Below are 24321 nucleotides of genomic sequence, written 5' to 3'. Positions count from 1 at the left end.
GGTACCCAGGCAAGAAAAAAAGGCCCCGCAGCCGGTTATTCACCGGCCGCGGGACCTGTCCGCTCCTCCTGCTGGACTTGAACCAGCAACCCTTCGATTAACAGTCGAATGCTCTGCCAATTGAGCTAAGGAGGAATGAAGCAGGTATGACATTAGCAAAGGTTTTACCGCTAGGGAAATCGGCGGCGCGGGAGACGGAAGGCGCGCGCTCCACCCCGGCCGCATACCCCCACCGGGTATACAAAAGTCCCCGTCCCGGTGACCCGGAACGGGGACTGTGCGCTCCTCCTGCTGGACTTGAACCAGCAACCCTTCGATTAACAGTCGAATGCTCTGCCAATTGAGCTAAGGAGGAATGAAGCGGATATAAGCCTAGCAAACACCGTGCCGGGAAGCGAAATTGGCCCCCGGTAGGGCTCCAGCCAGGACATCCTGCGCGGACAATCAGGAGTCCATGCGGAGCGAGCGCCGCTGCATCTCCAGCTCCATGAGTTCACGGTTCAGCCGCTGGAATGCCTCCGGGTCCGCCGTGGCATCGAGGCGCTGCAGCTGACCCATCTTGTCGGCCTTGACCCGGGTGATCTGCAGCTCGAACAGCCGCGCCAGAATATCGCGGCAGTAGCGTTGGACTGCTTCGGCGGTGCTTGCAGGCAACGGCACGACGGCGAGTTCGGACACGAGCGGCCGGAGCGGCTCCGGGACCTCCTGCAGTAACTGCTCCACCCACCGTGCAGGGTCTCCGATGGAACCCTGGCCGGAGGCCCGGATCGCTTCGTGGATCGCGAGGTAGGCCGGCGTTGAGAACCGCGCCTCGGAGAAACGCAGCCACGTCGCCCCCTCAAGGATCGCAGGCTGCTGGAGGACCACTTCGAGTGCCTGGCGTTCCATCGCGGCCACCGGATCGCGCGGGTCGGGCCGGTTAAAGGCCGGCAGCGTGGCCGACGGCGGCAGGGGCGCCACGCCCGGGGCGGCCCCGTGGGCCGGTCCGGCGGACCTCGTCTGGTTCTGGCCATGGCCCTGGCCGTAGCCCTGCCCGGCGCCTCCGGACGTCCCCTGGGCGTTGCGTTTAGCCGCGGCGCCAACGGCCCGGCTGACTTCCTCGACCGGCATGCCCAGCCAGCCTGCCAGTTCGCGGGCGTAGGCGGGCCGGATGCCGGCATCACGGATTTGGGCGACCACGGGAGCCGATTCGCGCAGGGCCGCGATCCGTCCCTCGACGGTGTCCAGGTTGTGCCGCCTCAGGCTGGCGCGGATCGCGAATTCGAACAGCGGCCGGCGGGTGCCAATCAGGTCCCGGACGGCGGAGTCGCCCTTGGCCTGGCGCAGCTCGCAGGGGTCGGAACCGCCGGGTTCCACGGCGACGTAGGTCTGCGCCACGAAGCGCTGGTCCTCCTCGAAGGCGCGCAGTGCCGCCTTCTGACCCGCGGCGTCGCCGTCGAAGGTGAAGATGACTTCTCCCCCGCTGCCGTCGTCGGAGAGCAGCCGGCGGGCGATCTTGATGTGCTCGGTGCCGAAAGCCGTGCCGCAGGTGGCAACCGCCGTCGTGATCCCGGCCAGGTGGCAGGCCATGACGTCGGTGTAGCCCTCAACCACCACCAGTTGGCGTTCCTTGGCGATGTTCCGTTTGGCGAGGTCGATCCCGTAGAGAACCTGCGACTTCTTGTAAAGCGCGGTTTCGGGGGTGTTGAGGTACTTGGGGCCCTGGTCGTCCTCGTAGAGCTTGCGGGCGCCGAAGCCGATGGTGTCGCCGGCGATGTCGCGGATCGGCCAGATCAGCCGGCCGCGGAAACGGTCGTAGATCCCCCGACCGCCCTCGGAAAACATGCCCGTGAGCTTGAGTTCCGCGTCGGTGTAGCCGCGCCCGCGGAGGTGCTTGAGCAGCGAGTCCCAGCCCTGCGGGGCGTAGCCGACGCCGAACTGTTCCGCCGCGGCGCGGTCGAAGCCGCGGCCGTAGAGGAAGTTCCGGCCTTCGGTGGCGCCCGGGGTCAGCAGCTGTGCGCGGAAGAATTCGTCGGCGATCTTATGCGCGTCGAGCAGGCGCTGGCGGCGGCCGATTTCTTCGCGGTTGGGTCCGGAGCCGCCGTCCTCGTAGCGCAGTTCGTAGCCGATCCTGGCGGCGAGCTTTTCCACGGCCTCATGAAAGGTGGTGTGGTCGAGTTTCTGCACGAAGGAGATGACGTCGCCGTCTTCGCCGCAGCCGAAGCAGTGGTAGCGGCCCACCTGGGGGCGCACGGTGAACGAGGGCGAGCGCTCGTCGTGGAAGGGACACAGGCCCTTGAAGGACCCCAGCCCGGCACCCTTGAGGGTCACGTAGCCGTCGACGACTTCCTTGATGTCGGTGCGCTGGCGTACCTCGTCGATGTCTTCACGTTTGATCAGGCCGGCCACAGTGCCATCCTAGTACCCGGGTACGACGCCGATCGGCGGCGTATGGCTCCGGTCACCACAGCGACGGCAGGCTGCCGACGAGTCGTTCGTACATGGCCAGCGCGGAGCCGTCGGTCAGCGAAGCGACCTGGTCGATGACGACGCGCAGCCGGGCGCCGTCGTCCTCCGCGGCGCGCCAGTCGGCGGCGAACATCGGCTCCAGGTGGCGGTCGCCGCTGGCGCTGAGCGCGGTCACCAGCGCATGCAGGACCTCGCGCTGGCGTTCGTAGATGGGTTGCCGGTGTTCGGTGGTCATCACGAAGGTGGTGGCCAGGCCCTTCATCACGGCGATCTCCATCACGGTTTCGTCCGGGACGATGAGTTCGGCGTTGTAGCGGGTGAGGTTTTCCGGGCCGTAGACGGCACGGGTGGTCTCGAGCGCGCTCTGGCAGAACCGGCCGATCAGCTGGCTGGTCATGTCTTTCAGGGCCGCCATGGACTTGCGGCTGCCGTCGGCCTCGCGGACCCAGACACTCGTGGCCTCCAGCCGGGCCAGGGCGGCGTCGATGGCGGCTGGATCGTTGTGCGGCAGGTACCACTGCTTCGCGTAGCCCACTACCCGGGCGCGGTGGTCGGGATTGTCCATCCAGCGCAGCTGGAAGTGCCCGGCGACGATCGCGTCCTCGACGTCGTGCACTGAGTAGGAGATGTCGTCCGCGAGGTCCATGACCTGGGCCTCCAGGCAGGAGCGGCGCTCGGGTGCGCCCTCGCGGATCCAGTCGAAGATCGGCAGGTCGTCCTCGTAGGCGCCGAACTTGCTGGTGCGCTGGCCGTGGATCACCGGGGCGTTCTCGGCCGACCAAGGGTATTTCGCGGCGGCGTCGAGGCTGGCGCGGGTCAGGTTGAGGCCGGCGGGGCGGCCGTCCGGGGCCAGCACCTTGGGCTCCAGCCGGGTCAGCAGGCGCAGGGTCTGGGCGTTGCCTTCGAAGCCGCCGATCGCGTGCGCGACCTCGTTCAGGGCCGATTCGCCGTTGTGGCCGAACGGCGGGTGGCCCAGGTCGTGGCTGAGGCAGGCGGTGTCGACGACGTCGGGGTCGCAGCCCAGGGCGCGGCCGAGTTCACGGCCCACCTGCGCCACCTCGAGGCTGTGGGTCAGCCGCGTGCGGACGAAGTCATCCGTGTCCGGGGCGACCACCTGGGTCTTCGCCCCGAGCCGGCGCAGCGCCGAGGAGTGCAGCACGCGGGCGCGGTCGCGCTCGAAGTCGGACCGGTAGGTGCTCTTGGGCGGTTCCTCGACCCAGCGGGCGCAGTCGCGGTCCACGTAGCCGTCCAGCACGGGCGCGCTCGTCCTGGTTTCAGCCACCGGAAACATCCAGTTCGGCGAAGGAGATGTCGCGGGTCTGTTCGGAGTCCAGGCTGCGGTTGAGCAGCCAGTCCTTGGGCAGGGCGGGCTTCTTGGGTGAACCGGCGCGGCCGCGCGGGCCCTCGGCGTCGGCGCCCGGGTAGGGCGAATCGAGGTCCAGTTCGTCGAGGGTGCCGCGGAGCACCTCGAGGCTTGTTACCAGCGCCAGCCGGTTCCGCAGCTCGCTGCCCACCACGTAGCCCTTGAGGTACCAGGCCATGTGTTTGCGGATCTCCCGCAGCGCCTTGCCTTCGTCACCGAAGGTCTCGACCATCAGTTCGGCGTGGCGGTAGATGCTTTCGGCCACCTGGCGCAGCGCCGGGGTGTGGCGGACGTCGCTGCCCTCGAAGGCAGCCATGAGATCGCCGAACAACCAGGGCCGGCCCTGGCAGCCGCGGCCCACCACGACGCCGTCCACGCCGGTCTCGCGGACCATCCGCACCGCGTCTTCGGCGGACCAGATGTCGCCGTTGCCGAGGACCGGGATGTCCGGGAGCGCCTCGCGCAGCCGTGCAATGGCGGACCAGTCGGCCTTGCCGGAGTAGAACTGCGCGGCGGTGCGGCCATGCAGGGCGACGGCGGCGACGCCGGAGTCGCGGGCAATGCGGCCGGCGTCAAGGTACGTGAGGTGGTCATCGTCGATGCCCTTGCGCATCTTGATGGTCAGCGGGATGTTGCCCTTGGACGCTTCCTTGACCGCGGTCTGGACGATCGAGGTGAAGAGGTCCGTCTTCCAGGGCAGCGCCGAGCCGCCGCCGCGCCGGGTCACCTTGGGCACCGGGCAGCCGAAGTTGAGGTCGATGTGGTCCGCGCGGTCCTCCTCGACCAGCATCCGGACGGCCTGGCCGACGGTCACCGGGTCCACGCCGTAGAGCTGGACGGAGCGGACTTTCTCGTCCTCGTCGTGCGAAATGATGCGCAGCGATTCGGGCGTGCGCTCCACCAGGGCGCGGGAAGTGACCATCTCCGCCACATACAGGCCTCCGCCGTATTCACGGCAGAGCCTGCGGAAGGCGGAGTTGGTGATACCCGCCATCGGAGCCAGGATCACGGGGGTGTCCACCGTGAGGGGGCCCAGCTTCAGGGGCGGCAGTTCCAGCTTGGGGGCGGGAGGCGTTGCTACAACAGTCACCCGTCCATTGTCTCAAAGCCGGGCAAATCGGCGGGATCCAGGCCGGCTATGTGGAAATCGCGGCGTGTACCGGGCGACTCGCAGCGGCCCGGTCAGCCGGGCACGGCGGCGCGTCGGCCACGGCGGCTCGCCGGCGCCGAGCCCCCGTCGAATGAGCCCCCGTCGGCCGAGTCCCCATCGCCTGAGCCCCCATCGGACGAGCCGCCGTCGGGCGAACCCCCGGCGGGAGCAACGGCGGGAGCAACGGCGCGGCGGCCGCCGTCGTCCGCCGCGATCCCGCCCTTCAGCCCGGTGGCCTTGACGACGAGCACCGCGATCAGCGTGGTCACCGGGATCGCCAGGACCAGACCGATGGAGCCGACGAGCGTGCGGATCACTTCCTCGGACAGTTCGGCGCTGGTGAGCGCGTCGCCCAGCGGGCGCTCGTAGAGCATCACGATGATCAGGATCGGCAGGGCCGCCCCGGCGTAGGCGAAGGCGATGGTGTAGACGGTGGAGGCGATGTGGTCCCGGCCGATCCGCATGGCCGCGGCGAACAGCTTCCGCGCGGACGTCCCGGGCGCGAGTTCCCAGAGCTCCCAGACCGCGGAGGATTGGGTGATCGTCACGTCGTTGAGCACGCCGAGCCCGGAAATGATGAGCCCGCACAGGATGATCCCGGAGATCGAGATGTGGTCCGAGACGTTGGCGAGTGTGGCGGCGTCGTGGTTCCCCACCCCTGCGAGGTTCGCCGCGTCGGTGGCCCAGGCCGCGAGCGCGGCGGTGATGCCCAGGCCGAACATCGTCCCCAACAGCGCCGTCGAGGTCCGCGCGGTGAAGCCGTGCGCGAAGTAGAGCACGCCGATCATGATCACCGTGGATCCGACCAGCGCCAGCAGCAGCGGCGGTTTGCCTTCCACCAGGCCCGGAAGCAGGAAAGAGACCAGCACCGCATAGGCGCCAATGAGGCCGATGAGGGCGCGCAGCCCGCGCCAGCGCGCCACCGCGATCACGACGACGGCGTAGAGGACGGCGAGCAGGATGATCGGCAGCGTCCGGACGAAGTCGACGAACACGTACGCGGGCGCGCCTCCCGCGGCGGCACCCTGGGCCTTCGATAGGTTCAGGTAGCGGATGTTGTCGCCGACCTTGACGCCGTGGGACTTGGCGACGTCGGGGTTGATCACCACCTTGACCGGGTTGCCGCCCTTGTCCGGGTCCGTGTAGGCGAAGGTGCACTGCGAACCTTCCCCGGGCGCGGCTCCGGCCGGGGCGCCCGGCTGTGCGGCGCCGTCCATGCAGCCGGCCACGACGACGCGCTGGATCTTGCCGGTGTCGAAGCTGACGCCCGGCGCGGCCGCGTAAGGACTGGACAGCTTGATGCCTTCCTTGCTGCCCGAGGGCCACAGCAACACCATGGCAACGATGGTCAGCAGGGTCAGCGGCACCAGGACGGCGGCCAGGATCCAGTTAGCCTTCTTCCGCGCGGCGAGCGCCCGGGGAGTCGGGTCGAGGTGCCTCTGGGTCGTGTGTGAATGTCCGGCGCCCATCAGCAGTTCAACCTCATGCCGAAAACTCTACGGTGTCCGCGGCCGTGTCGGCTGCGTATGCGCCCTCCGGAGAGGCAGGCGGCGCCGGGTCAGGCAGGCGCGATGTTTTGGTTGACGTGGAACAGGTTCTGCGGATCGTACTTGGCCTTGACCTCCCTCAGCCTGGCGTAGTTCGGGCCGTAGTTGTCCGGGACCCGGCCCAGATCATCGCCGTCCATGAAATTGATGTAGCCCGCGGTCTCGGAGAAGGGCTGCAGCGCCGCTGCGTAGTCCCGCACCCAGGCGATGTTCGCCTCGCTGTCCGCCGGATCCTCCCAGTGGCAGGCGATGACCGGGGAGAACTTGGCGTTCCGGTTGGGAAACGCCGTGTCCGTGACGCCCACCCGGTGCACTGCCCCGTCGATCGGGTAGATGTGCACGGCCGTCTGCACACTGGGTACCCGGCGGCCGTACTCGAGGTGGGCCTCGATGGCGCCGTCGTTGAGTTCGGTCAGAAAGGCCGCTTTCCAGTAGGCCAGGAGCCCCTTGGGATACATGCCGTCGAAGGCCGAGTTCAAGGCCGGGTAAGGCATGGGGCCCACCATGGATCCGGCCACTGGCGCCGCGTCGAGGAACGGCTGCCACCGGGCCGGCCCCTCGGCGGGGTCACCGGTCCACATGCCGACCACAATGCAGACGGGTTTCCCGTGCCACTGCTCGGGGAGGAACGGGACGGGCGGGCCCTGGTGGAAGGCGAGGAAGGCGCCGAACTCTTCCGGCGCTGACGCCATGTGCTCACGGTAGAACTTCGCCACCGTTTCGGCGTGCTCCGCCGGGAAAATGATGATGCCGGCGTGGACCATGTCCACGGGATGCACGCGGAACTCCAGCGAGGTCACGACGCCGAAGTTCCCACCGCCGCCGCGCAACGCCCAGAAGAGATCGTCATTCTCGGTTTCGCTCGCCGTGACGAATTTTCCTTCCGCGGTGACGACGTCGGCCGAGAGGAGGTTGTCGCAACTGAGCCCGTATTTCCGGTCGAGGTACCCAATGCCTCCGCCGAGGGTCAGCCCTGACACGCCGGTGGAACCGACGACGCCGCCGGTGGTCGCCAGCCCGAAGGCGTGGGTGGCGTGGTTGAAGTCCGCCCAGGTGGCGCCGGCCTCCGTCCGGGCCGTTTTGGCTGCAGGATCAACCCGGACCCCGCGGGTGCGGGCGAAGTCGATCACGAGCGCGTCGTCCGCCGTGCCGAAACCCGGGCCGCTGTGGCCTCCGCCGCGGACAGCCAGGGCCAGGCCGTTGTCCCGGGCGAAGTTGACGGATGCGATCACATCCGCCACCTGGGACACGCGGACCACCGCCGCGGGTCGCTTGTCTATCATGCCGTTCTGCACCGCCCGCGCCTCGTCATAGTCCGCGTCGCCGCGCGTGATGACTTGCCCGCGGACCTGGCCGCGCAGGCTCTCGAAGTCGGTTCCATCCATTTTTTGTACCGTCGATTTCGTCGTGGTTTCCGACCCGGACGGTGTTCTGTGCTCCCAGCCGGCATGGCGCCCGGAGGTTTACGAGCACAGGAATACTCCTTCGGCCGGACCGCGTCAAGGGGTCCGGGCCGGTGCCCCCGGGTTCGCGGCAGGAGGCCCGGCCACGTCCGCCGTTGCCGGGCCCATCCCCCGGCCACCCGGCCGCGAATGACCTGTGGGAATACGCGTGCAAACCGGCGGGGAAACGCTGACGGGAACGCCGCAGCGCAACTTATTGTTGGTAATTGCAGGGACCAAACGAGGTGGAGGACACAAACGTGGCCAGACGCATGACAGACGACCGGGAGCACCAGGCGGCCGGGGCAGGCCCGGCGGCCCGCGCCGAGCTCAGCATCGCGGACGCCGCCGGGGAGACCCGCGGCGTCGCCCTGGTGCTGCACGGCGGCCGAGCGGACAGCTTCGAGGCAGTCCGCGCCCGGCACCTCAGCCCGGCCAGGATGCTGCCCTTCGCCCAGGCGCTCCGGAACGAGGGCGCCCCGCACGGCCTGGCCGTCTGGACCCTCCGGAACCGGTACCGGGGCTGGAACGGGCCGGACATGTCCCCGGTCCAGGACGCCCGCTGGGCACTCGCCCAGATCAGCCGCGAACATCCCGGCGTGCCCGTGTACCTGCTGGGCCACTCGATGGGCGGCCTCACCGCGCTCTGCGTCGCGGACAACCCGCAGGTGGAAGCCGTCGTCGCGCTGGCCCCGTGGCTGGACCGGTCCACCCCGGTGGAACCCGTCGCCGGGCGCCGTGTCCTGATCGTGCACGGCAGCGAGGACCGCTGGACGAGTCCCAAGAACTCGCTGGCCTATGCCCGGCGCGCAGAGGGCGTGGCGGCGTCGATCGACTACGTCTCGCTCAAGGGCGCCGGCCACTTCATGTTCCGCCGGGTCCGGCTCTGGAACTCGCTCGCCAACGGCTTCATCCTTGACGCCTTCGGCAACAGCGCCGGCACTGAGCTCCCCGGCACGGACGCGCTCCGCCAGGTCCTCCCCGCCGCGGCCAGCCTCCCGGTGGTGCTCTGATGCCGGCCTTCCCGTTGGACGCGTTCCTGGCCAGCCTGCCCTGGGTAGCGCTGGGACTGGTGGCCCTGCTGGCCGTGACTTTCGCCATCGCCGTGCGCCAGAGCCGACACTCGGTCATCGACACCGTCTGGGGCCTCGGCTTTGTGGTGGCAGCCGCGGTCTCCTTTGCGCTGTCCGCAGGCCACGGCGACGGCGGCCGCCGCCTCTTGCTGCTCGCCCTCGTGACGGTCTGGGGCATCCGGCTGGCCGTCCACATCGGTCTCCGGGCCCGCGGCGGCCATGAGGATCCGCGCTACGTGGACATGCTCTCCTCCGCCCCCGGCTCCCGCAACACCTACGCGCTGCGCCGGGTGTACCTGCCGCAGGGCGTCGTGATGTTCTTCGTCTCGCTCACCATCCAGGTCGGCATGTTCAGTACCGGCGCCCTGGGCTGGCTGGCGCTGCTGGGTGTCCTGCTGTGGATTGTCGGCTTCGTCTTCGAGACTGTCGGCGACTGGCAGCTGGCACAGTTCAAGGCCGATCCGGCCAGACGCGGCACCGTCCTGGACACAGGTCTCTGGCGCTACACCCGGCACCCGAACTACTTCGGCGACGCCGCGGTCTGGGCCGGGCTGTTCCTCGTCGCCGCGGACTCCTGGCCCGGCGTGCTGACCATCCTCTCCCCCGCGCTGATGATCTGGACGCTGGCCGGCAAGACCGGGAAGCCCCTGACCGAGAAGGCCATGTCCGCCCGGCCCGGCTACAAGGAATACGTCGAATCGACCTCCGGTTTCCTGCCCTGGCCGCCGCGCCGGCCGGCGGACCGCTGAGATGCGCGGTTCGACGTGAGCTGGCGGCCCGCGCCCAGTGACCGCTTCTACCGCGTCATCGTCCGGACCGGCCAGGCGCTGCGCTGGCTGTTCCGGATCCGGGTCGTTGTCACCGGACGGGAGCACCTGCCTCCGGCGCTGCCGGACAATGCACGCGACGGCGCCCCGCAAGGCGCCTCGCGGCACCCCGCCCCGGGGACGGGCGCCGTCGTCGCGATCACCCATTTCGGCTACCTCGACTTCGCGTTCGCCGAGTTGCTGCTGTGGCAGCACAACGGGGCCCAGATGCGCTTCCTGATCACCCAGGGCGCGGCCGACCACTGGTTCGCCGGGCCGGCCGTCAGCGCCGCCGGGCACGTCGTCGTCGGCTATGACACCGGAGCGCACGCCTACGACGCCGCCGTGCAGAAGCTCCGCGAGGGTGAATACATCGCGATCCTGCCCGAAGCCGGGGTGAGCCGCAGCTTCCAGGTCCGCGAGTGCAAGACCGGCGCTGTGCGGATGGCCGCCGAGGCCGGGGTGCCCATCATCCCGGTCTCGGTCTGGGGCGCGCACCGGATCATGACCCGGCACCACGGATTCTCGCCACTCCGCGCCTGGCGGGCACCCGTGCGCGTGCACGTGGGTGAACCCTTCACTCCGGGCCCCGGGCTGGACGTTCCGGCGGCTACCGAGGCGCTACGCGAAGCCCTCCAGGCGGGGATCGACGTCGGCATCGCGGAATTCCCCCTGAAACCGGCGCCCGGCGCGTGGTGGATGCCGGCCGCGCTCGGCGGCGGGGCCCCTCCCGAGGAGGAGCGGCAGCGGCTGGACGAGGCCGAGGGACCGCGGCGCGCGCGCAGCCGGCGCCGATAAGCCCGGTTCACCCCAGCGACTTGACTAAACTCCATCGGGTACAAAATCGCACTCAATGGAGAGGTACCCCTCTGTGGCAAACACAGTCCTGACGAAAAGCGGAATCGGCGAAGAACGCGGTCTCGCCCGAATAGCCCAACGGATGGCCGCGTGGACCGAGAAATGGTTCCCGGACGCCTACATCTTCGCCCTGGCCGGCGTGATCATCATCGCCCTGGCCGCACTGGCCATCGGCGCCTCACCCCAGTCCATCGCGGATTCCTTCGGCAACGGTTTTTGGGACCTGACCGCCTTCACCCTGCAGATGGCCATGGTGGTCCTCACCGGCTACGTCGTGGCGACGTCCCCGCCGGTTGCGCGGCTGATCAACCGCCTGGCCCTGGTCCCGGCCACCGCCCGCACCGCCGTGAGCTTCGTGGCCCTGATGTCGATGTCCGTCTCCTTCCTGAACTGGGGGTTGAGCCTGATTTTCGGCGGCCTGCTGGCCCGCGCCATTGCCCGCCGCAAAGACCTCACCGTGGATTACCGGGCCCTCGGCGCGGCCGCCTTCATGGGCCTGGGTGCCGTCTGGGCGCTCGGCCTGTCCTCCTCCGCCGCGCAGCTGCAGGCGACGGCGGCTTCGCTGCCGCCGGCCCTGCTGAAGATCACCGGCATCCTGGACTTCGGCACCACGATCTTCACCTGGCAGTCACTGCTGACCCTGGCCATCCTGATGGCGCTGACCACGGTGATCGCGCACTTCTCGGCGCCGCAGGGCGGCGCGATCCGCACCGCCGAGGATCTCGGCGTCGACCTCGACGACGAACCGAGCGAACCGGCGCCGCGGTCCCGTCCGGGCGAGTGGCTCGAATACAGCAAGATCCTGCCGGTCCTCGCCGGCATCCTGACCCTGGGCTGGCTGGTCTCGCAGTTCCTCACCAAGCCGTTCCTGAGCGTGGTCAGCAGCCTCAACGGCTACCTGCTGGTCTTCCTCATTCTGGGGCTGGTGCTGCACGGCACGCCGCGCAACTTCCTGCAGGCCGTCACCAAGGCGGTCCCGGCGACCGCCGGCATCCTGGTGCAGTTCCCGCTCTACGCGGCGATGGCGGCGATCCTTACCAAGGCCACCGGCCACGGCGGGATGTCCATCTCGGCGCACCTCGCCGGATTCTTCTCGGAGATCGGCAGCGGCGGCGGGTTCGCCGTCGTCATTGCGCTGTACACCGCCGTGCTGGGCCTGCTGGTCCCCTCCGGCGGCGGCAAGTGGCTGGTCGAGGCGCCCTATGTGATGCAATCCGCCACCGATGTGCAGATGAACCTCGGCTGGACCGTGCAGATCTACAACATCGCCGAGGCATTGCCGAACCTGGTGAACCCCTTCTTCATGCTGCCGTTGCTCGCGGTGCTGAAGCTGCGCGCCCGGGACCTGGTCGGCTTCACTTTCCTGCAGTTCGTCTTCCACCTGCCGGTGGTGCTGCTGCTGGTCTGGCTGCTCGGGATGACGTTCCAGTTCGTCCCGCCGGTGATCCCCTAGACGCCGGTTAAACCGAACTGACCCGCTGTTGTTGTCGCGTCAACGCGACAACAACTGCGGGTCAGTTGCGATCTAGGGGCTAGGCGGGGTCGGAGACGATCAGGGTGTCCGCGCCGGACTGCCGGGCCTTGCCGCTGTCCAGCAGCGGCTCGACGACGGCGCGCAGGGCCGTCATCGAATCGTCCAGTTCCAGCAGCACCGGGTACTGGTACGCGATAAGCGCCAGCAGGTCCCGGACCGCGGCGCGGGCATCGTCGTCGGACAGCTCCGGGTCATGGCCCAGGAACACGTCGGAGGGTTCGCCGGCCTTCGTCGCGTGCCCCTCTTCGGGGCCGCCCATTTCCGGGGCGCCCTGTGCGTAGCTGACCGCGAACGCCTGGAGCCGGCCCTTCTTGCTGGCCGGCACGCCCGCGCCGAAGGCACTTGCCTTGGGCGCCCGCAGCACAATCGCGCCGTGCGCACCGCTGAGATCGTCCAGGAAGAGCCGCTGCACGGTGGCGATGCTGAGCTCGCCGGGGCTGTCCCAGTGGTGCACGGCGGTGTAATACCGGCCCACGACGTCGCTCAGCTCCACCGAGCCGGTGGCCAGGTCCTCCACCTGCTCGGAGGCCGCAGCCTCCGAGCCGTCGCCGAAGACCGGGAGCTTCAGGGCCCCGGGCTCCACGACCACCAGGCGCGAACGCTGGATCGGGGCGAGGCCGGCCGCCTCGGCGAAGGCGGCGCCGGGCGTGCCCGGCTCCACCTTGGTCCGCAGCCGGGAGATGCCCGACGGCGAACGTTCAGCCTCGTGCCGGAGCATGCCCAGCAGTGTGGAGCCGATGCCGGTCCGGCGGTGGTCGCGGGCTACCTCGACGTACACCCAGAGGCGTTCCGGGTGCAGCGAGGCCTCGTGGACCACGCCGGCTGCGACGGGGATGGCGACGCCGTCGACGACGTCCTCGGCCACGATGCAGCGGCGCCACGGGGCGTTGCCCGAGGGCGCCAGGGTGCCGCGGAACTGCCGGGCCTGGTCCGTCTCCGGCCCGCCCCACACTTCCAGCAGCGCGAGGTCGTCGCCCTCGCGCCATTCACGGTATTCGATCGCCATGCTCAGGCGCCGATCAGCCGTGCGGCCAGGTAGCCCTCCACCTTGTCCAGGGAGACGCGTTCCTGGCTCATGGTGTCGCGTTCACGGATGGTGACGGCCTGGTCCTCGAGCGTGTCGAAGTCCACCGTGATGCAGAACGGGGTGCCGATCTCGTCCTGCCGGCGGTAGCGGCGGCCGATCGCGCCGGCGTCGTCGAACTCGATGTTCCAGTTCTTGCGCAGCTGCGCGGCGAGGTCCTTGGCCTTCGGGGACAGGTCCTCGTTGCGGCTCAGCGGGAGGACCGCCGCCTTGACCGGGGCCAGGCGCGGATCGAGCTTGAGCACGGTGCGGACGTCGACGCCGCCCTTGGCATTGGGTGCCTCATCCTCGGTGTACGCGTCGATCATGAACGCCATGAAGGAGCGCGTGAGGCCCGCGGCGGGTTCGATCACGTACGGGGTGTAGCGCTCGTTCGTGGCCTGGTTGAAGTAGCTCAGGTCCTGGCCGGATGCCTTCGAGTGCGTGGAGAGGTCGAAGTCGGTGCGGTTGGCGATGCCCTCGAGCTCGCCCCATTCGGAGCCGTGGAAGCCGAAGCGGTATTCGATGTCCGTGGTGCCCTTGGAGTAGTGGCTGAGCTTCTCCAGCGGGTGCTCGAAGAAGCGCAGGTTCTCCTCGCGGATGCCCAGGCCGGTGTACCAGGCCATGCGCTCCTTCATCCAGTACTGGTGCCACTGCTCGTCGGTGCCAGGCTCGACGAAGAATTCCATCTCCATCTGCTCGAACTCGCGGGTGCGGAAGATGAAGTTGCCCGGCGTGATCTCGTTACGGAAGGACTTGCCGATCTGGCCGATGCCGAACGGCGGCTTCTTGCGCGAGGTGGTGAGCACGTTGTTGAAGTTCACGAAGATGCCCTGCGCGGTCTCGGGGCGCAGGTAATGCAGGCCCTCTTCGCTGGCCACCGGGCCGAGGTAGGTCTTGAGCAGGCCGGAGAATTCCTGGGGCTCGGTCCACTCGCCGCGGGTTCCGCAGTTGGCGCAGGCGATGTCCTTGAGGCCGTTCTCGGCGGGGCGGCCCTTCTTTTCCTCGTACTCTTCCTCGAGGTGGTCCGCGCGGTAGCGCTTGTGGCAGGAGAGGCACTCCACCAGCGGGTCGGAGAAGACCTCGACGTGGCCGGAGGCTTCCCAGACCTGGCGGGGCAGGATCACCGAGGAGTCCAGGCCGACGACGTCCTCACGGCCGCGGACCACGGACTGCCACCACTGGCGCTTGATGTTTTCCTTCAGCTCGGCACCGAGGGGACCGTAATCCCAGGCAGAACGGGAGCCACCGTAGATTTCACCGGCCTGGAAGACGAAACCCCGTCGCTTGGCGAGGGAAATGATCTGGTCGAGTACGGATTTTGCTGCCATGGGAACTCCAATTTCTACAGGGCCGCTGGGTGCGGTCCGTGCTGTCAGCCCCGGGTCACCGGCTGGTTGCCGGGCGGGGTGTTGCGAACGGTGTGATGCAAACTCCTAGCCTACCCGCGCTGCTACCTCTTGAGGGCTCCGCGGGACCAGGGCAGGCTGGCCAGGATAATGGCGGCCAGCGTCAGCAGCGTGCCGAGCACGGTGGGCAGCGCGACGACGGTGCCGGGTGCGGGCAGCACCAGGTCGAGGCCGAGCGAGCCCAGCAGCTGCCCCGCGATCATGCCCAGCCCGGTGACCAGAACGCCCAGGCCGCGGACCAGGAAGGCGGCGACGCCGATGAAGATGCAGCCCATCGGCCCGCCGAGGTAGTACCACCATTCGCCGGGCAGGGCGTGGCCGGGCCCGGCGACCGCCAGTTTGATCAACCAGGCGAGCCAGAGGACGATGCTGCCGGCGATGAAGTTCACCAGGGTGGCGGTGATGGGCGTGCGGTAGTGCACGGTGGCCGTGCCGTTCATTGCCTGCTGGAAACTCATCAGGAACCCGGCGAGCACCGGCAGCAGCACCGGAACCAGCAGCTGCAGCGGGCCGGCCTCCGCCCCCGAAGGAGCGCCTGCGCCACCCGCCGCGCTGCCGTCGAAGCGCGGCGATACGGCCCAGGCGACGGCGGCGACGGTCAGTATGCTGCCGAGCACGCGGATGCCGGTGACGGGTTTCTTGCCCGCCGGGACGATCCCTATCCGGTCCACCAGCAGTCCGCTGAGGGTCTGCCCGGTGACGGCCGCGACCGTAAACAGGGCGACGCCGAGCAGCCCGACCGTGAAGGACTGGGCGAAAACGAAGAACGCGCCGATGCCGCCGGCGAGCACGTAGTAGCGCGGGAAGCGGCGTTCCCGCAGCGCCGGCAGGACTTGAGCCAATCCGGCGCGTCCCTTCGGCAGGACCAGGGAGACGACGATCATCAGCGCCAGGCCGACACTGAAGCTGACCACCGCGGCGGCGAGTCCGTCGGCGAGGACGGTCCCCAGGGCGCCGTTGATCCGGCCCTGGACGGGGACGAAGAGTCCGGCCGAAACGGCGAGGAGCAGTCCGACGGGCAGTGGAAGCCGCGGTGCGTGGGTCATTGGTGCCACCTTTGGTCAGGCATTATTGCTTGTATGAGCAACCCGGAAATCAAAGACATTCCCATCCGCGACGACATGATCCGGCTGGGCCAGCTGCTGAAGCTGGCCAACCTGGTCGAGGACGGGGTGGAGGCTGCCGAGCTGATCAAGAACGGCCTGGTCAAGGTCAACGGCGAGATCGACGACCGCCGCGGACGCCAGCTCCACCACGGCGACACCGTCACCGTGAACGGGCAGACCGTCCGGATCGTCACCCCCAACGGAGTTTAACAGCGCCTAGCAGCGCGTAACCCGCCGTCGGGGCTTATTTGTTGAGGACCTCGTGGGTGAGGAACTCGCCGACGTGGCCGATCTCCTGCTGGTTGATGCCGTGCCACATGCCGGTGTAGAGCACCTTGGTGAGCTTCACGTGTTTGCGCACCCAGCCCATGGTGAACTCGATCTTGTCCGGGGTGATCACGGGGTCCTGCTGGTCGCGGCCCCAGAACATCGGCACGGTTCCGTCCAGTTCCGCGTCGCGGAAGCTGGGGTCCGCGCCGGCGTCGACGGCAAAACCGGAGAGTCCGACGACGGCGGCGTAGCCGTCCGGGCGCTGCCGCAGCAGGGTCGTGGCCATGGCCATGCCCATCGAGAAGCCGAGCAGGGTCACCGAGGGGTGGCTGTCCCTGACCGAGTCGATCCAGTCCTGCGCGTAGGCAGCGGCGTGCTTGACGGCGTCGAGCGAATATTCGATTGACGCCGTGAGCGGGAACCAGGTGAAGCCCGGGCCGGAGACGAGCGGAGCGCGGAGCGAGGCCACCACAAATTCCTCCGGCAGCATGTCCGCCAGGCTGAGCAGGTCCTGCTCGTTGGCGCCGTAGCCGTGCAGCAGCACCAGCAGGGGCCTGCCGGCGCGGTCCTCCTCGGGCCGGGACCACAGGACAACGGGGGCAGGAAAGGCAGCGGGATAGGCAGCGGCTTCAGTCATGGCTCCATTCTTACAGTTACCTAGGAGTAACAAGCTACGCTGGCGCCGCTTTGCGGGAAGGGGGCAGGATATGAAGGTGAGCGAAACAGAAGCGTTGGAGAATTTCCCGGACCGGACCGTCAACCACCCCTGGACCCGCTACGTGGCGATGGGTGACTCCTTCACCGAAGGCATCGGCGATCCCGAGCCGGCGAGCCCGGGCGGGCACCGCGGCTGGGCGGACCGGGTGGCTGAGGAATTGAGCCGCGGCCAAGAGGATTTCGCCTATGCCAACCTCGCGGTGCGGGGCCGGCTCCTGCAGCAGATCGTGGACCAGCAGCTGGCCCATTGCCTGTCGCTGAAGCCGGACCTGGTGACCCTGTCCGCGGGCGGGAACGACCTGATCCGGCCCGGCGGGGACCCGGATGTCCTCGCCGAGCGGCTTGATTCCGTGGTGCAGATCCTGAGCCTGGGCGGTGCCACCGTGGTCCTGTTCAACGGGCCGGACACGGGCTCGTCGGTGCTGGGCCGGATCCGCAGCAAGGTGGCGATCTACAACGAGAACCTGCGCACCGTGGCGGCCCGGCACGACGCCGTCATTGCCGACATGTGGTCGCTGCGACAGCTCAACGACCCGCAGATGTGGGATGCGGACCGGCTGCATTTTTCCCCGCTGGGCCACCATACGATCGCGGCCATGGTGCTGGATTCGCTGAATGTCCAGCACACCCTGGAGCCGCTGTCCCCGAAGCCGCTGCCGCAGCGCAGCTGGCGTGAGGCCCGCACCGGGGACCTCATCTGGGCCCGCGAGCACTTTGTCCCGTGGGTGGTCCGCCGGCTCCGGCACCGCTCCTCCGGCGACGGCATCACCGCCAAGCGCCCGCTGGCCGGACCGGTCTTCGGCCCCGGGGTTCCGCTCGGCTCGGGCGAGGGACCGCCCGGTTCGGGCGAGGGCCTAGCCGGCGCCGAGGATGCCCTGCGGTCCTGAACTCCCGATACCGGGGGCCGGGGCGGCCCGGCACCCTGGGCGCAGCGTGCGCGTTAAGCTGGAAAGACATCTTTTGAGAGGCGCGGTACCGTGAGCATTTTCCTTTGGATCATCATCTTGTCCTTCCTGGTCCCGGCGGCCATTCGCATGTACCGCAAATCAGTCCGCGGACGCGGACAGGACCAGGGCATGCCCGGCGGGTTCCCGGGCCAGTTCCCCGGCCAGCAGAGCAACCAGCCGCGGGACGGCTTCACCCAGCGGGACTACTACGGCGGATTCGGCCAGCTGGGCGCCCCGCAGCCCCCGGCCAACCAGCCGCCCGCGAACCAGCAGTACCCCGTCCCGTACGAGGACAGCCCGGAGTACCTGAACAACCCGCCGCGGCCCGCCCCACCGCAGCAGTGGCAGCCCCAGGCGCCGGTCCCGACGCCGGCCGCCCCGGAGGTGCCGCCGGTGCCGCCGGTGCCGTCAGGGCCGCAGGGCTACCGCGCGCGCAAGCTCGCCGAGCTGGACCAGAAGTACAGCAACGGCGAGCTCGCCATGGAGGACTACATGGCCCAGCGCGCGGAGATCATGAAGGGCTGACCCTAGACGCTAGTCGACCTGCGGGAAACCGAGGTCGATCACCGAGGTGGACGGATCCGGCCAGCGCGTCGTGACCACCTTCCCGCGGGTGTAGAAGCGGATGCTCTCCGGGCCGTACATGTGGGTGTCGCCGAAGAGCGAGTTCTTCCAGCCACCGAAGGAGAAGGTCCCCACCGGCACCGGGATCGGCACGTTGACGCCCACCATGCCGGCCTCGACGTCGAACTCAAACTGCCGGGCGGCGCCGCCGTCGCGGGTGAAGATGGCCACGCCGTTGCCGAACTCATTGTCATTGACGAGCTTGACGGCGTCGGCGTAGCTCTCGACGCGGACCACCGAGAGGACGGGGCCGAAGATCTCGTCGTCGTAGACCTTCATGCCGGGCTTGACGTGGTCGATCAGGCTCACGCCGATGAAGAAGCCGTTGGAGTCGAACTCCTGCTCCCGGCCGTCCACCACCACGGAGGCGCCCTCGTCCGCGGCGCCCGCCACGTAGGAGGCCACCTTGTCGCGGTGCTCGGCGGTGATCAGCGGACCCATCTGGGAGGCCGGATCTGTGCCGGGGCCGATCTTGAGCGTTGCCATCCGGGTCTTGATCGCGTCCACGAGTTCATCCGCGATGTTCCCGACCGCGACTAGGACGCTGACAGCCATGCAGCGCTCCCCCGCGGAGCCGTAGGCGGCGGAGACGGCGGCGTCGGCGGCCATGTCCAGGTCCGCATCCGGAAGCACCACCATGTGGTTCTTGGCCCCGCCGAGTGCCTGGACGCGCTTGCCGTGGTCCGCGGCGCGCTTGTAGATGGACTGGGCGATCGGCGTCGAGCCCACAAAGCTGACGGCCTTGACGTCCGGGTGCTCGAGCAGCACGTCGACGGCTTCCTTGTCCCCGTGCACGACGTTGAGGACGCCCGCGGGCAGGCCGGCCTCGGCGAAGACCTGGGCGATGAAGGTAGCGGAGGACGGGTCCTTTTCGCTCGGCTTGAGCAGCACGGTGTTGCCGCAGGCCAGGGCGCTGCCGATCATCCAGAGCGGCACCATGGCCGGGAAGTTGAACGGCGTAATGCAGGCGACGACGCCGACCGGCTGCCGGACGGAGTGGACGTCGACGCCGCCGGACACCTGCTCGGAGCGTTCGCCCTTGAGCGCGTGGGACAGGCCGGTGGCGAACTCGATGTTCTCCAGGCCGCGCGTGATCTCGCCCTCCGCGTCGGAGAGGACCTTGCCGTGTTCGCTGGTCAGCAGGGCGGCCAGTTCGGGACGGCGCTGCATGAGCAGCTCGCGGACCTTGAAGAAGATGGTGGTGCGCTTGGCCAGGCTCGTGGCGCGCCAGCCGGGCAGGGCGGCCCGGGCGGCGGCGATGGCTTCCTCGACCCGGGCGGCGGAGGCGAGCGCCACTTCCTTTTCCTGTTCGCCGGTGGCGGGGTTGAAGACGGGGCCGTAGCGCTCGGCGTCGGACACCAGGGCGCCGTTGATGAAGTGCGGAATGCGTTCCATGGGGAGGATCTCTTTCTAAAAGGTTTGGGGGCTACTTGGCGGACTCGAACGAGCCGTCGACCAGCTTGACGATGGCGGAGCAGTCCGTGCCGGACTGGCCGCCGTCGATGAGCCGCTGGAAAAGCTGCTGGACGTGCTCGCCGATCTCCAGCGGCGTCCCGGTGTCGCGGGCGGCGCTGATGGCCAGGCCGATGTCCTTGTTGGCGAGCTCGGCGGTGAACGTCGGCGCGAAGTCGTTGTTCGAGGCGGCGGTGGGCACGACGCCGGCCACCGGGTACCAGGTGCGCAGCGCCCAGCTGTCGCCGGAGGAGACGGAGGCGATGTCCCAGAAGACCTGCTTGTCCAGTCCCAGGCGGTCCGCGAGCACCGCGCCCTCCGCCGTGGAGGCGAGGTTGATGAAGAGCATCAGGTTGTTGCAAATCTTGGCGGCCTGGCCGGTGGTGGCGCCGCCGGTGGGGATGATGTTGGCGGCCATCGGGCGGATGTACTCGGTGGCGTCGGCGACGGCGCCGGCCTCGCCGCCGATCATGAAGGTGAGCGTGGCGGCCTTGGCGCCGCTCATCCCGCCGGAGACGGGCGCGTCGACGAAGCGGAAGCCTGCCTCCGCGGCGGCGTCGTGCAGGGCCTGGGCCGAGGCGATGTCGATCGTGGAGGAGTCCACCAGCAGGGTCCTGGTGTCGGCGTGGGCCAGTACGCCGTCCTCGCCCAGGTAGACGGCCCGGGCGTGCTCGCCCTTGGGGAGCATCGTGAAGACGACGTCGGCGCCCTCCACGGCCTCGGCGATGCTGCCGGCGGGCTTGACTCCCCCGGCCTCGGCGGCCGCGAGGGCCTCCGGGTTGAGGTCGAATCCGCGGACCTCGTTTCCGGCCTTGGCCAGGTTCACCGACATGAACCCGCCCATGTTTCCCAGTCCGATCCAGGCGACAACTGCCATGGCATAAGCTCCTTTGCTTTGCATTGCGTCCGGCGCAACCGCGGGACGTTCAGTGTCAACCATCACACCCTGTTACAGTGCAATCAAGGTAAAAAACTACAGATGGTATGTGCATAGATGCACATATCATCATCCCGAGGAGTCATGGTGGACTTGAAGCGGCTTCCCAGTCCGGACGACCTGCTGATCCTGCTGACCGTGGCCCGGCTGGGCCGGTTCAACGCGGTCGCGGAGACCCTGGGCACCACGCACACCACCATCTCGCGCCGGATCCTCGCCCTGGACAAGCAGCTGGGCGGCCGGACGCTGGAGCGCAGCCCGCACGGCTGGGAACTCACCGAGCTTGGGTCCCAGGCCGTGGCGGCCGCCGAGGCCATCGAAGCCACCCTGGGCGCGCTGTCCGGCCGGATCGCCCGGACCGAGGACGTGCTCTCCGGCCTGGTCCGGATCAGCACCCCGGACGGCTTCGGCGCGGAATTCGTCGCCCCGGCCCTGGTCCGGCTGCAGCAGGAACATCCTTTGCTGAACGTGGAAATGCTCAGCGCCACCCGCAAGGTCAGCCAAAACCGCTCCGGGGTGGACCTCGAGGTGGTGGTCGGCAACATGGAGGTCAGCAACGCGCAGACCATCTTCCTGTCCAACTACTTCCTGCGGCTGTACGCCAGCCCCGAGTACGCGCGCGAGCACGGGCTGCCCGAGACGCTCGACGACGTCCGGCAGCACGGCTTCGTCTCCTACGTCGAGTCGGCGCTGCAGGTCGCCGAGCTCGGCCACCGCTCCACCCAGCTGCCGATGCCGCGCTCCAGTTTCCAGGCCACCAGCATCTTCGCCCAGCTGGAGGCCGTCCATCGCGCCGCCGGGATCGGGCTGCTGCCCAACTTCCTCGTCGTCGGCAAGCCCGGGTTCGTACCGGTCCTGCCGGATGACTTCCAGCGGCAGCTGCCGATCTGGGCCGTGGCCAGGGCCGAGTCACTGCGTTCGGCGCCGGTGCAGGCCGTGGTGGCGGCCGTCCGGGCCGAGATCGCCGAACGCCAGGACGTGCTCGCCGGCTGAGCAGGGCATGCTGCGCCGGCGGCCTACGGCCGGGCGCCTCAGCGGTAGTCAGCGGTAACTGTTTGGGCGATTCCGTCGAGCCGGATCAGTCCGCCGTGGGGAAGAATCCATTGGGGTCGGGTGTGGCCGAAGGGAACTCCGACACAGACGACGGCGTTCGGGTTGTACACGCCGACCTGTTCGATGATCGCCTCCCGCTGTTCTGCCCTGAGCCGGGCTCGTTCTCCCGCCGCCGGAACTGGTTCCCCGAGGCAGCTGACGGGCGGACGGGCGACCAGCACGCCAGCGGCGGCTTCGAGGATTCCTCTCTCGCCCAGCGCCCGCACCCATCTCCGCACTTCGTCTGCGGCTGGCAGCTCCTCGCTGGTTTCGAAGAGCAGGATCGCGCCTTCGAGATCGGCCACAGCCGGCATCCGGTCAGCCATCGCAATCTGGTCAATGACCTCCAGGCAACCGCCCCACGATCGCCCTTCCACAACCTTCTTCGGACCGGACCAGACCCACGGCTCCGTCGCTTCACGGTCACCGAACTGGGTCAGAGCGCGGGGGTCCGTCCAAGGGATGCCGAAGTCTTCCGACTCGCCAGGATCGGCTAACGCCATGGTTCCGCCGTCGATCAGTGCGGCGCGAAGCGAGGCCAGGTGCACGTCATCCACGCGTGGACCTGCCCCCAGGTGCACCTGCGTGGAACCGCCGTAGAAGCTCGAAATCCCGAGGCCCCACAAGAAGTTGTGCAGGTTCGTATTGTCGCTGTAGCCGAGGAACGGCTTCGGGTTGTCGGCGATGACGGCGGCGTCGAGGTGCTTGATGACGGTGATCTGGTCGTCGCCGCCGATGGTCGCAAGGACTGCACGGACCCTTGGATCGGCGAACGCCGCAGTGATGTCAGCGGCCCGCGCCTGGGCGCTTGCACCCAGTTGCCGGGTAGTCGGGTACTCGACTGGGATCAAACCGGTCATCTCCGTCAAGCGTTTCATCGCCTGTTCATGAACGGCTGCTGAGACAGCTGGTGCGGCAAACGCCGGGGAAAGTATCGCAACGCGATCGCCCGGGCTTACCTTCGCTGGCGCAGTGAGGTTCTGTGGCGTCATCTGATCATTAGAGCAGTCGCCCCTCGGATCCGGTCGCTTCCACGCCGGTCCGAACGCGGCGCTGCCAGCGTTTGTCGCGTGGATGCATTCACCTGGCACGTGCCCGCTCCGTCCGACGGGGGCAGTTGAACCCCAAGACCTGCCGCTCGCCCCGGCTCTCCACGACTTTGAGGCCGTGTCCAGCCGCGCGTCTGCCATGCCTGCGGGATTCCCTTGGCTCGAGTGAAGAGTCGTTGACGCTGGTAGTGAAGAAGCGATCGGCTAGGATCGGCGTCGAACGAGTCGGCGGGGGTGCCCGGCGATCCACCCGAGTCATGCGACGGACCTAGTCCGGGAAATGGAAGGGGCGCCTCCCGATGATTGCGCTGCTGATCGCCGCTGCTTTGGCCTTGGTTCTGTCGTTGAGCGGCACGCCTGTCCTCGCCCGCTATCTGGTGAGGAAGAGGTACGGCCAGTTCATCCGCGACGACGGCCCCACCACCCACCACACCAAACGTGGCACTCCCACCATGGGCGGGGCGTGGATCATTGGTTCGGTGGTGATCGCTTACTTCGCCACGCACTGGATCATGGCGATGCTTGGTCCGTCGTCTGGCCCAACAGCCTCAGGCCTGCTGCTCCTCATGGTCACCGTCGGCATGGGCCTCGTGGGATTTTTCGATGACTGCATCAAGGTCTCCAGGCAGCGCAGCCTCGGGCTCACGGCGCCGGCGAAGATCGTCGGCCAGACAGCCGTCGGGGTGACGTTCGGCGTACTCGCGCTCAATTTTCCGGATGGGAGCGGTCGCACTCCAGCCTCCACCGCAATCTCGTTCGTTCGGGACACGTCCTTGGACTTGGCCTTTGCCGGGCCGCTGGTCGGCGCGGTCCTGTTCATCCTCTGGTCCATCCTGATCCTCACGGCGACATCCAACGGGGTAAACATCACCGACGGACTGGATGGTCTGGCCGCGGGAGCGTCGATCCTTGTCTTCGGCGCTTACATGCTGATGGGTATCTGGCAGTTCAACCAACGGTGCGCTGATCCCAGCGTCCCGGTCAATATTTGCTACCAGGTGCGGGATCCGCTCGACCTGGCCCTGATCGCGGCTGCGCTGTGCGGCTCCCTCGTGGGATTCCTCTGGTGGAACACCACCCCGGCGAAGATCATCATGGGTGACACCGGATCACTCGCCCTCGGGGGCGCAATCGCGGGCTTCGCGATCCTCTCGCGCACCGAGCTGCTCCTGGTCATCATGGCCGGCCTGTTCGTCATGATCACCCTCTCCGTCATCATCCAGGTGGGCTTCTTCAAACTCTCGGGCGGCAGGCGCGTCTTCCTCATGACGCCGCTGCATCACCACTTTGAATTGAAGGGCTGGGAACAGGTCACCGTGGTGGCCCGCTTCTGGATCATTGCGGGTCTCTTCGTCGCCGTCGCACTTGGAATCTTTTATGCCGAATGGGTTGTGCTCCTGTAAGCCTGCGCTGTCCGTCGAACCCGGGTGGGCA

General features: G+C 68.4%; 21 protein-coding genes and 2 tRNA genes. 9 read left to right on the top strand and 14 right to left on the bottom strand.

The features are described from left to right. Positions 1-62: 62 nt before the first annotated feature. The 7 genes from HNO80_RS12255 to HNO80_RS12225 form a co-directional block, all read right to left on the bottom strand. A tRNA-Asn gene (locus HNO80_RS12255) sits at positions 63-135 on the bottom strand. Between the two features lie 147 nt (positions 136-282). Beyond that, a tRNA-Asn gene (locus HNO80_RS12250) sits at positions 283-355 on the bottom strand. Between the two features lie 89 nt (positions 356-444). Beyond that, on the bottom strand, positions 445-2388 hold the full coding sequence (gene dnaG, locus HNO80_RS12245; RefSeq protein WP_175323132.1) for a DNA primase: 1944 nt from the start codon (positions 2386-2388) through the stop codon (positions 445-447). Positions 2389-2440: 52 nt separating this feature from the next. Continuing rightward, positions 2441-3739, bottom strand: coding sequence for a deoxyguanosinetriphosphate triphosphohydrolase (locus HNO80_RS12240; RefSeq protein WP_175323131.1), 1299 nt, complete (start codon positions 3737-3739; stop codon positions 2441-2443). Next, positions 3723-4901: a tRNA dihydrouridine synthase DusB gene (gene dusB / locus HNO80_RS12235; RefSeq protein ID WP_175323130.1), complete on the bottom strand. Its 1179-nt coding sequence runs from the start codon at positions 4899-4901 to the stop codon at positions 3723-3725. The genes HNO80_RS12240 and dusB overlap by 17 nt, the downstream gene beginning before the upstream one ends. Before the next feature lie 92 nt (positions 4902-4993). After that, positions 4994-6430: a YibE/F family protein gene (locus HNO80_RS12230; protein ID WP_175323129.1), complete on the bottom strand. Its 1437-nt coding sequence runs from the start codon at positions 6428-6430 to the stop codon at positions 4994-4996. 89 nt (positions 6431-6519) lie between these two features. Beyond that, positions 6520-7893, bottom strand: coding sequence for an FAD-binding oxidoreductase (locus HNO80_RS12225; RefSeq protein ID WP_175323128.1), 1374 nt, complete (start codon positions 7891-7893; stop codon positions 6520-6522). A gap of 329 nt (positions 7894-8222) precedes the next feature. On the opposite strand from HNO80_RS12225, the gene HNO80_RS12220 reads away from it, so the two are divergent. From HNO80_RS12220 to HNO80_RS12205, 4 genes are all read left to right on the top strand, one after another. Then, on the top strand, positions 8223-8963 hold the full coding sequence (locus HNO80_RS12220) for an alpha/beta hydrolase (protein WP_175323127.1): 741 nt from the start codon (positions 8223-8225) through the stop codon (positions 8961-8963). Then, a complete protein-coding gene (locus HNO80_RS12215; RefSeq protein ID WP_175323126.1) occupies positions 8963-9772 on the top strand; it encodes a DUF1295 domain-containing protein in 810 nt (269 codons plus the stop codon). The genes HNO80_RS12220 and HNO80_RS12215 overlap by 1 nt, the downstream gene beginning before the upstream one ends. A gap of 15 nt (positions 9773-9787) precedes the next feature. Beyond that, a complete protein-coding gene (locus tag HNO80_RS12210) occupies positions 9788-10627 on the top strand; it encodes a lysophospholipid acyltransferase family protein (protein ID WP_175323125.1) in 840 nt (279 codons plus the stop codon). Between the two features lie 73 nt (positions 10628-10700). Further along, positions 10701-12140, top strand: coding sequence for a short-chain fatty acid transporter (locus HNO80_RS12205; protein WP_349627346.1), 1440 nt, complete (start codon positions 10701-10703; stop codon positions 12138-12140). Positions 12141-12219: 79 nt separating this feature from the next. On the opposite strand, the gene HNO80_RS12200 is transcribed toward HNO80_RS12205, so the two are convergent. The 3 genes from HNO80_RS12200 to HNO80_RS12190 all read right to left on the bottom strand — a co-directional run bounded on the left by HNO80_RS12200 (position 12220) and on the right by HNO80_RS12190 (position 15739). Next, positions 12220-13227, bottom strand: coding sequence for a GNAT family N-acetyltransferase (locus HNO80_RS12200; RefSeq protein ID WP_175323123.1), 1008 nt, complete (start codon positions 13225-13227; stop codon positions 12220-12222). Between the two features lie 2 nt (positions 13228-13229). Next, the gene (locus HNO80_RS12195; RefSeq protein ID WP_175323122.1) at positions 13230-14615 is read right to left on the bottom strand and encodes a glycine--tRNA ligase; all 1386 of its coding nucleotides are present in this window, start codon (positions 14613-14615) and stop codon (positions 13230-13232) included. A gap of 122 nt (positions 14616-14737) precedes the next feature. Continuing rightward, positions 14738-15739: a DMT family transporter gene (locus HNO80_RS12190; RefSeq protein WP_175323121.1), complete on the bottom strand. Its 1002-nt coding sequence runs from the start codon at positions 15737-15739 to the stop codon at positions 14738-14740. A gap of 33 nt (positions 15740-15772) precedes the next feature. Here HNO80_RS12190 and HNO80_RS12185 point away from each other — a divergent pair, with 33 nt between their 5' ends. Beyond that, positions 15773-16009 carry an RNA-binding S4 domain-containing protein gene (locus tag HNO80_RS12185; protein WP_175323120.1) on the top strand — a complete coding sequence of 79 codons (237 nt, stop codon included), beginning with the start codon at positions 15773-15775 and terminating at the stop codon, positions 16007-16009. Positions 16010-16043: 34 nt separating this feature from the next. On the opposite strand, the gene HNO80_RS12180 is transcribed toward HNO80_RS12185, so the two are convergent. Further along, a complete protein-coding gene (locus tag HNO80_RS12180) occupies positions 16044-16706 on the bottom strand; it encodes an alpha/beta hydrolase (protein ID WP_175323119.1) in 663 nt (220 codons plus the stop codon). Between the two features lie 70 nt (positions 16707-16776). Between HNO80_RS12180 and HNO80_RS12175 the strand changes: the two genes are divergently transcribed. Both HNO80_RS12175 and HNO80_RS12170 read left to right on the top strand, forming a co-directional pair. Continuing rightward, positions 16777-17673 (top strand): SGNH/GDSL hydrolase family protein, encoded by an 897-nt coding sequence (locus HNO80_RS12175; RefSeq protein WP_175323118.1) that lies wholly within the window; start codon positions 16777-16779, stop codon positions 17671-17673. A gap of 90 nt (positions 17674-17763) precedes the next feature. Continuing rightward, positions 17764-18258, top strand: a complete 495-nt coding sequence (locus tag HNO80_RS12170) for a hypothetical protein (protein ID WP_349627345.1) — start codon at positions 17764-17766, stop codon at positions 18256-18258. Positions 18259-18267: 9 nt separating this feature from the next. Here HNO80_RS12170 and HNO80_RS12165 read toward each other — a convergent pair whose 3' ends face one another. Beyond that, on the bottom strand, positions 18268-19752 hold the full coding sequence (locus HNO80_RS12165) for a CoA-acylating methylmalonate-semialdehyde dehydrogenase (protein WP_175323117.1): 1485 nt from the start codon (positions 19750-19752) through the stop codon (positions 18268-18270). Between the two features lie 31 nt (positions 19753-19783). After that, complete coding sequence (gene mmsB / locus HNO80_RS12160; protein ID WP_175323116.1) at positions 19784-20686, bottom strand: 3-hydroxyisobutyrate dehydrogenase; 903 nt, start codon at positions 20684-20686, stop codon at positions 19784-19786. Between the two features lie 153 nt (positions 20687-20839). Between mmsB and HNO80_RS12155 the strand changes: the two genes are divergently transcribed. Further along, a complete protein-coding gene (locus HNO80_RS12155) occupies positions 20840-21739 on the top strand; it encodes a LysR family transcriptional regulator (protein ID WP_175323196.1) in 900 nt (299 codons plus the stop codon). 38 nt (positions 21740-21777) lie between these two features. Here the strand turns inward: HNO80_RS12155 and HNO80_RS12150 are convergent, their stop codons facing one another. Further along, the gene (locus HNO80_RS12150; RefSeq protein WP_175323115.1) at positions 21778-22830 is read right to left on the bottom strand and encodes a S66 family peptidase; all 1053 of its coding nucleotides are present in this window, start codon (positions 22828-22830) and stop codon (positions 21778-21780) included. A 356-nt stretch (positions 22831-23186) separates the two neighbouring features. Here HNO80_RS12150 and mraY point away from each other — a divergent pair, with 356 nt between their 5' ends. After that, positions 23187-24290: a phospho-N-acetylmuramoyl-pentapeptide-transferase gene (gene mraY / locus HNO80_RS12145; RefSeq protein ID WP_175323114.1), complete on the top strand. Its 1104-nt coding sequence runs from the start codon at positions 23187-23189 to the stop codon at positions 24288-24290. Positions 24291-24321 lie beyond the last annotated feature (31 nt).

Source organism: Arthrobacter sp. C9C5 (genome assembly GCF_013359735.1).
Lineage (GTDB): Bacteria > Actinomycetota > Actinomycetes > Actinomycetales > Micrococcaceae > Arthrobacter.
Note: the sequence above shows the minus strand (reverse complement) of the source record. Positions and strands in the feature narration are given on the sequence as shown.

Coding starts and splice junctions, on each gene's coding strand:
- mraY (WP_175323114.1), top strand. CDS start 23,187: ATGATTGCGCTGCTGATCGCCGCTGCTTTGGCCTTGGTTCTGTCGTTG.
- HNO80_RS12225 (WP_175323128.1), bottom strand. CDS start 7,893: ATGGATGGAACCGACTTCGAGAGCCTGCGCGGCCAGGTCCGCGGGCAA.
- HNO80_RS12175 (WP_175323118.1), top strand. CDS start 16,777: ATGAAGGTGAGCGAAACAGAAGCGTTGGAGAATTTCCCGGACCGGACC.
- HNO80_RS12200 (WP_175323123.1), bottom strand. CDS start 13,227: ATGGCGATCGAATACCGTGAATGGCGCGAGGGCGACGACCTCGCGCTG.
- mmsB (WP_175323116.1), bottom strand. CDS start 20,686: ATGGCAGTTGTCGCCTGGATCGGACTGGGAAACATGGGCGGGTTCATG.
- HNO80_RS12230 (WP_175323129.1), bottom strand. CDS start 6,430: ATGGGCGCCGGACATTCACACACGACCCAGAGGCACCTCGACCCGACT.
- HNO80_RS12190 (WP_175323121.1), bottom strand. CDS start 15,739: ATGACCCACGCACCGCGGCTTCCACTGCCCGTCGGACTGCTCCTCGCC.
- HNO80_RS12150 (WP_175323115.1), bottom strand. CDS start 22,830: ATGACGCCACAGAACCTCACTGCGCCAGCGAAGGTAAGCCCGGGCGAT.
- HNO80_RS12240 (WP_175323131.1), bottom strand. CDS start 3,739: ATGTTTCCGGTGGCTGAAACCAGGACGAGCGCGCCCGTGCTGGACGGC.
- HNO80_RS12165 (WP_175323117.1), bottom strand. CDS start 19,752: ATGGAACGCATTCCGCACTTCATCAACGGCGCCCTGGTGTCCGACGCC.
- HNO80_RS12185 (WP_175323120.1), top strand. CDS start 15,773: ATGAGCAACCCGGAAATCAAAGACATTCCCATCCGCGACGACATGATC.
- HNO80_RS12180 (WP_175323119.1), bottom strand. CDS start 16,706: ATGACTGAAGCCGCTGCCTATCCCGCTGCCTTTCCTGCCCCCGTTGTC.
- HNO80_RS12215 (WP_175323126.1), top strand. CDS start 8,963: ATGCCGGCCTTCCCGTTGGACGCGTTCCTGGCCAGCCTGCCCTGGGTA.
- HNO80_RS12220 (WP_175323127.1), top strand. CDS start 8,223: ATGACAGACGACCGGGAGCACCAGGCGGCCGGGGCAGGCCCGGCGGCC.
- HNO80_RS12195 (WP_175323122.1), bottom strand. CDS start 14,615: ATGGCAGCAAAATCCGTACTCGACCAGATCATTTCCCTCGCCAAGCGA.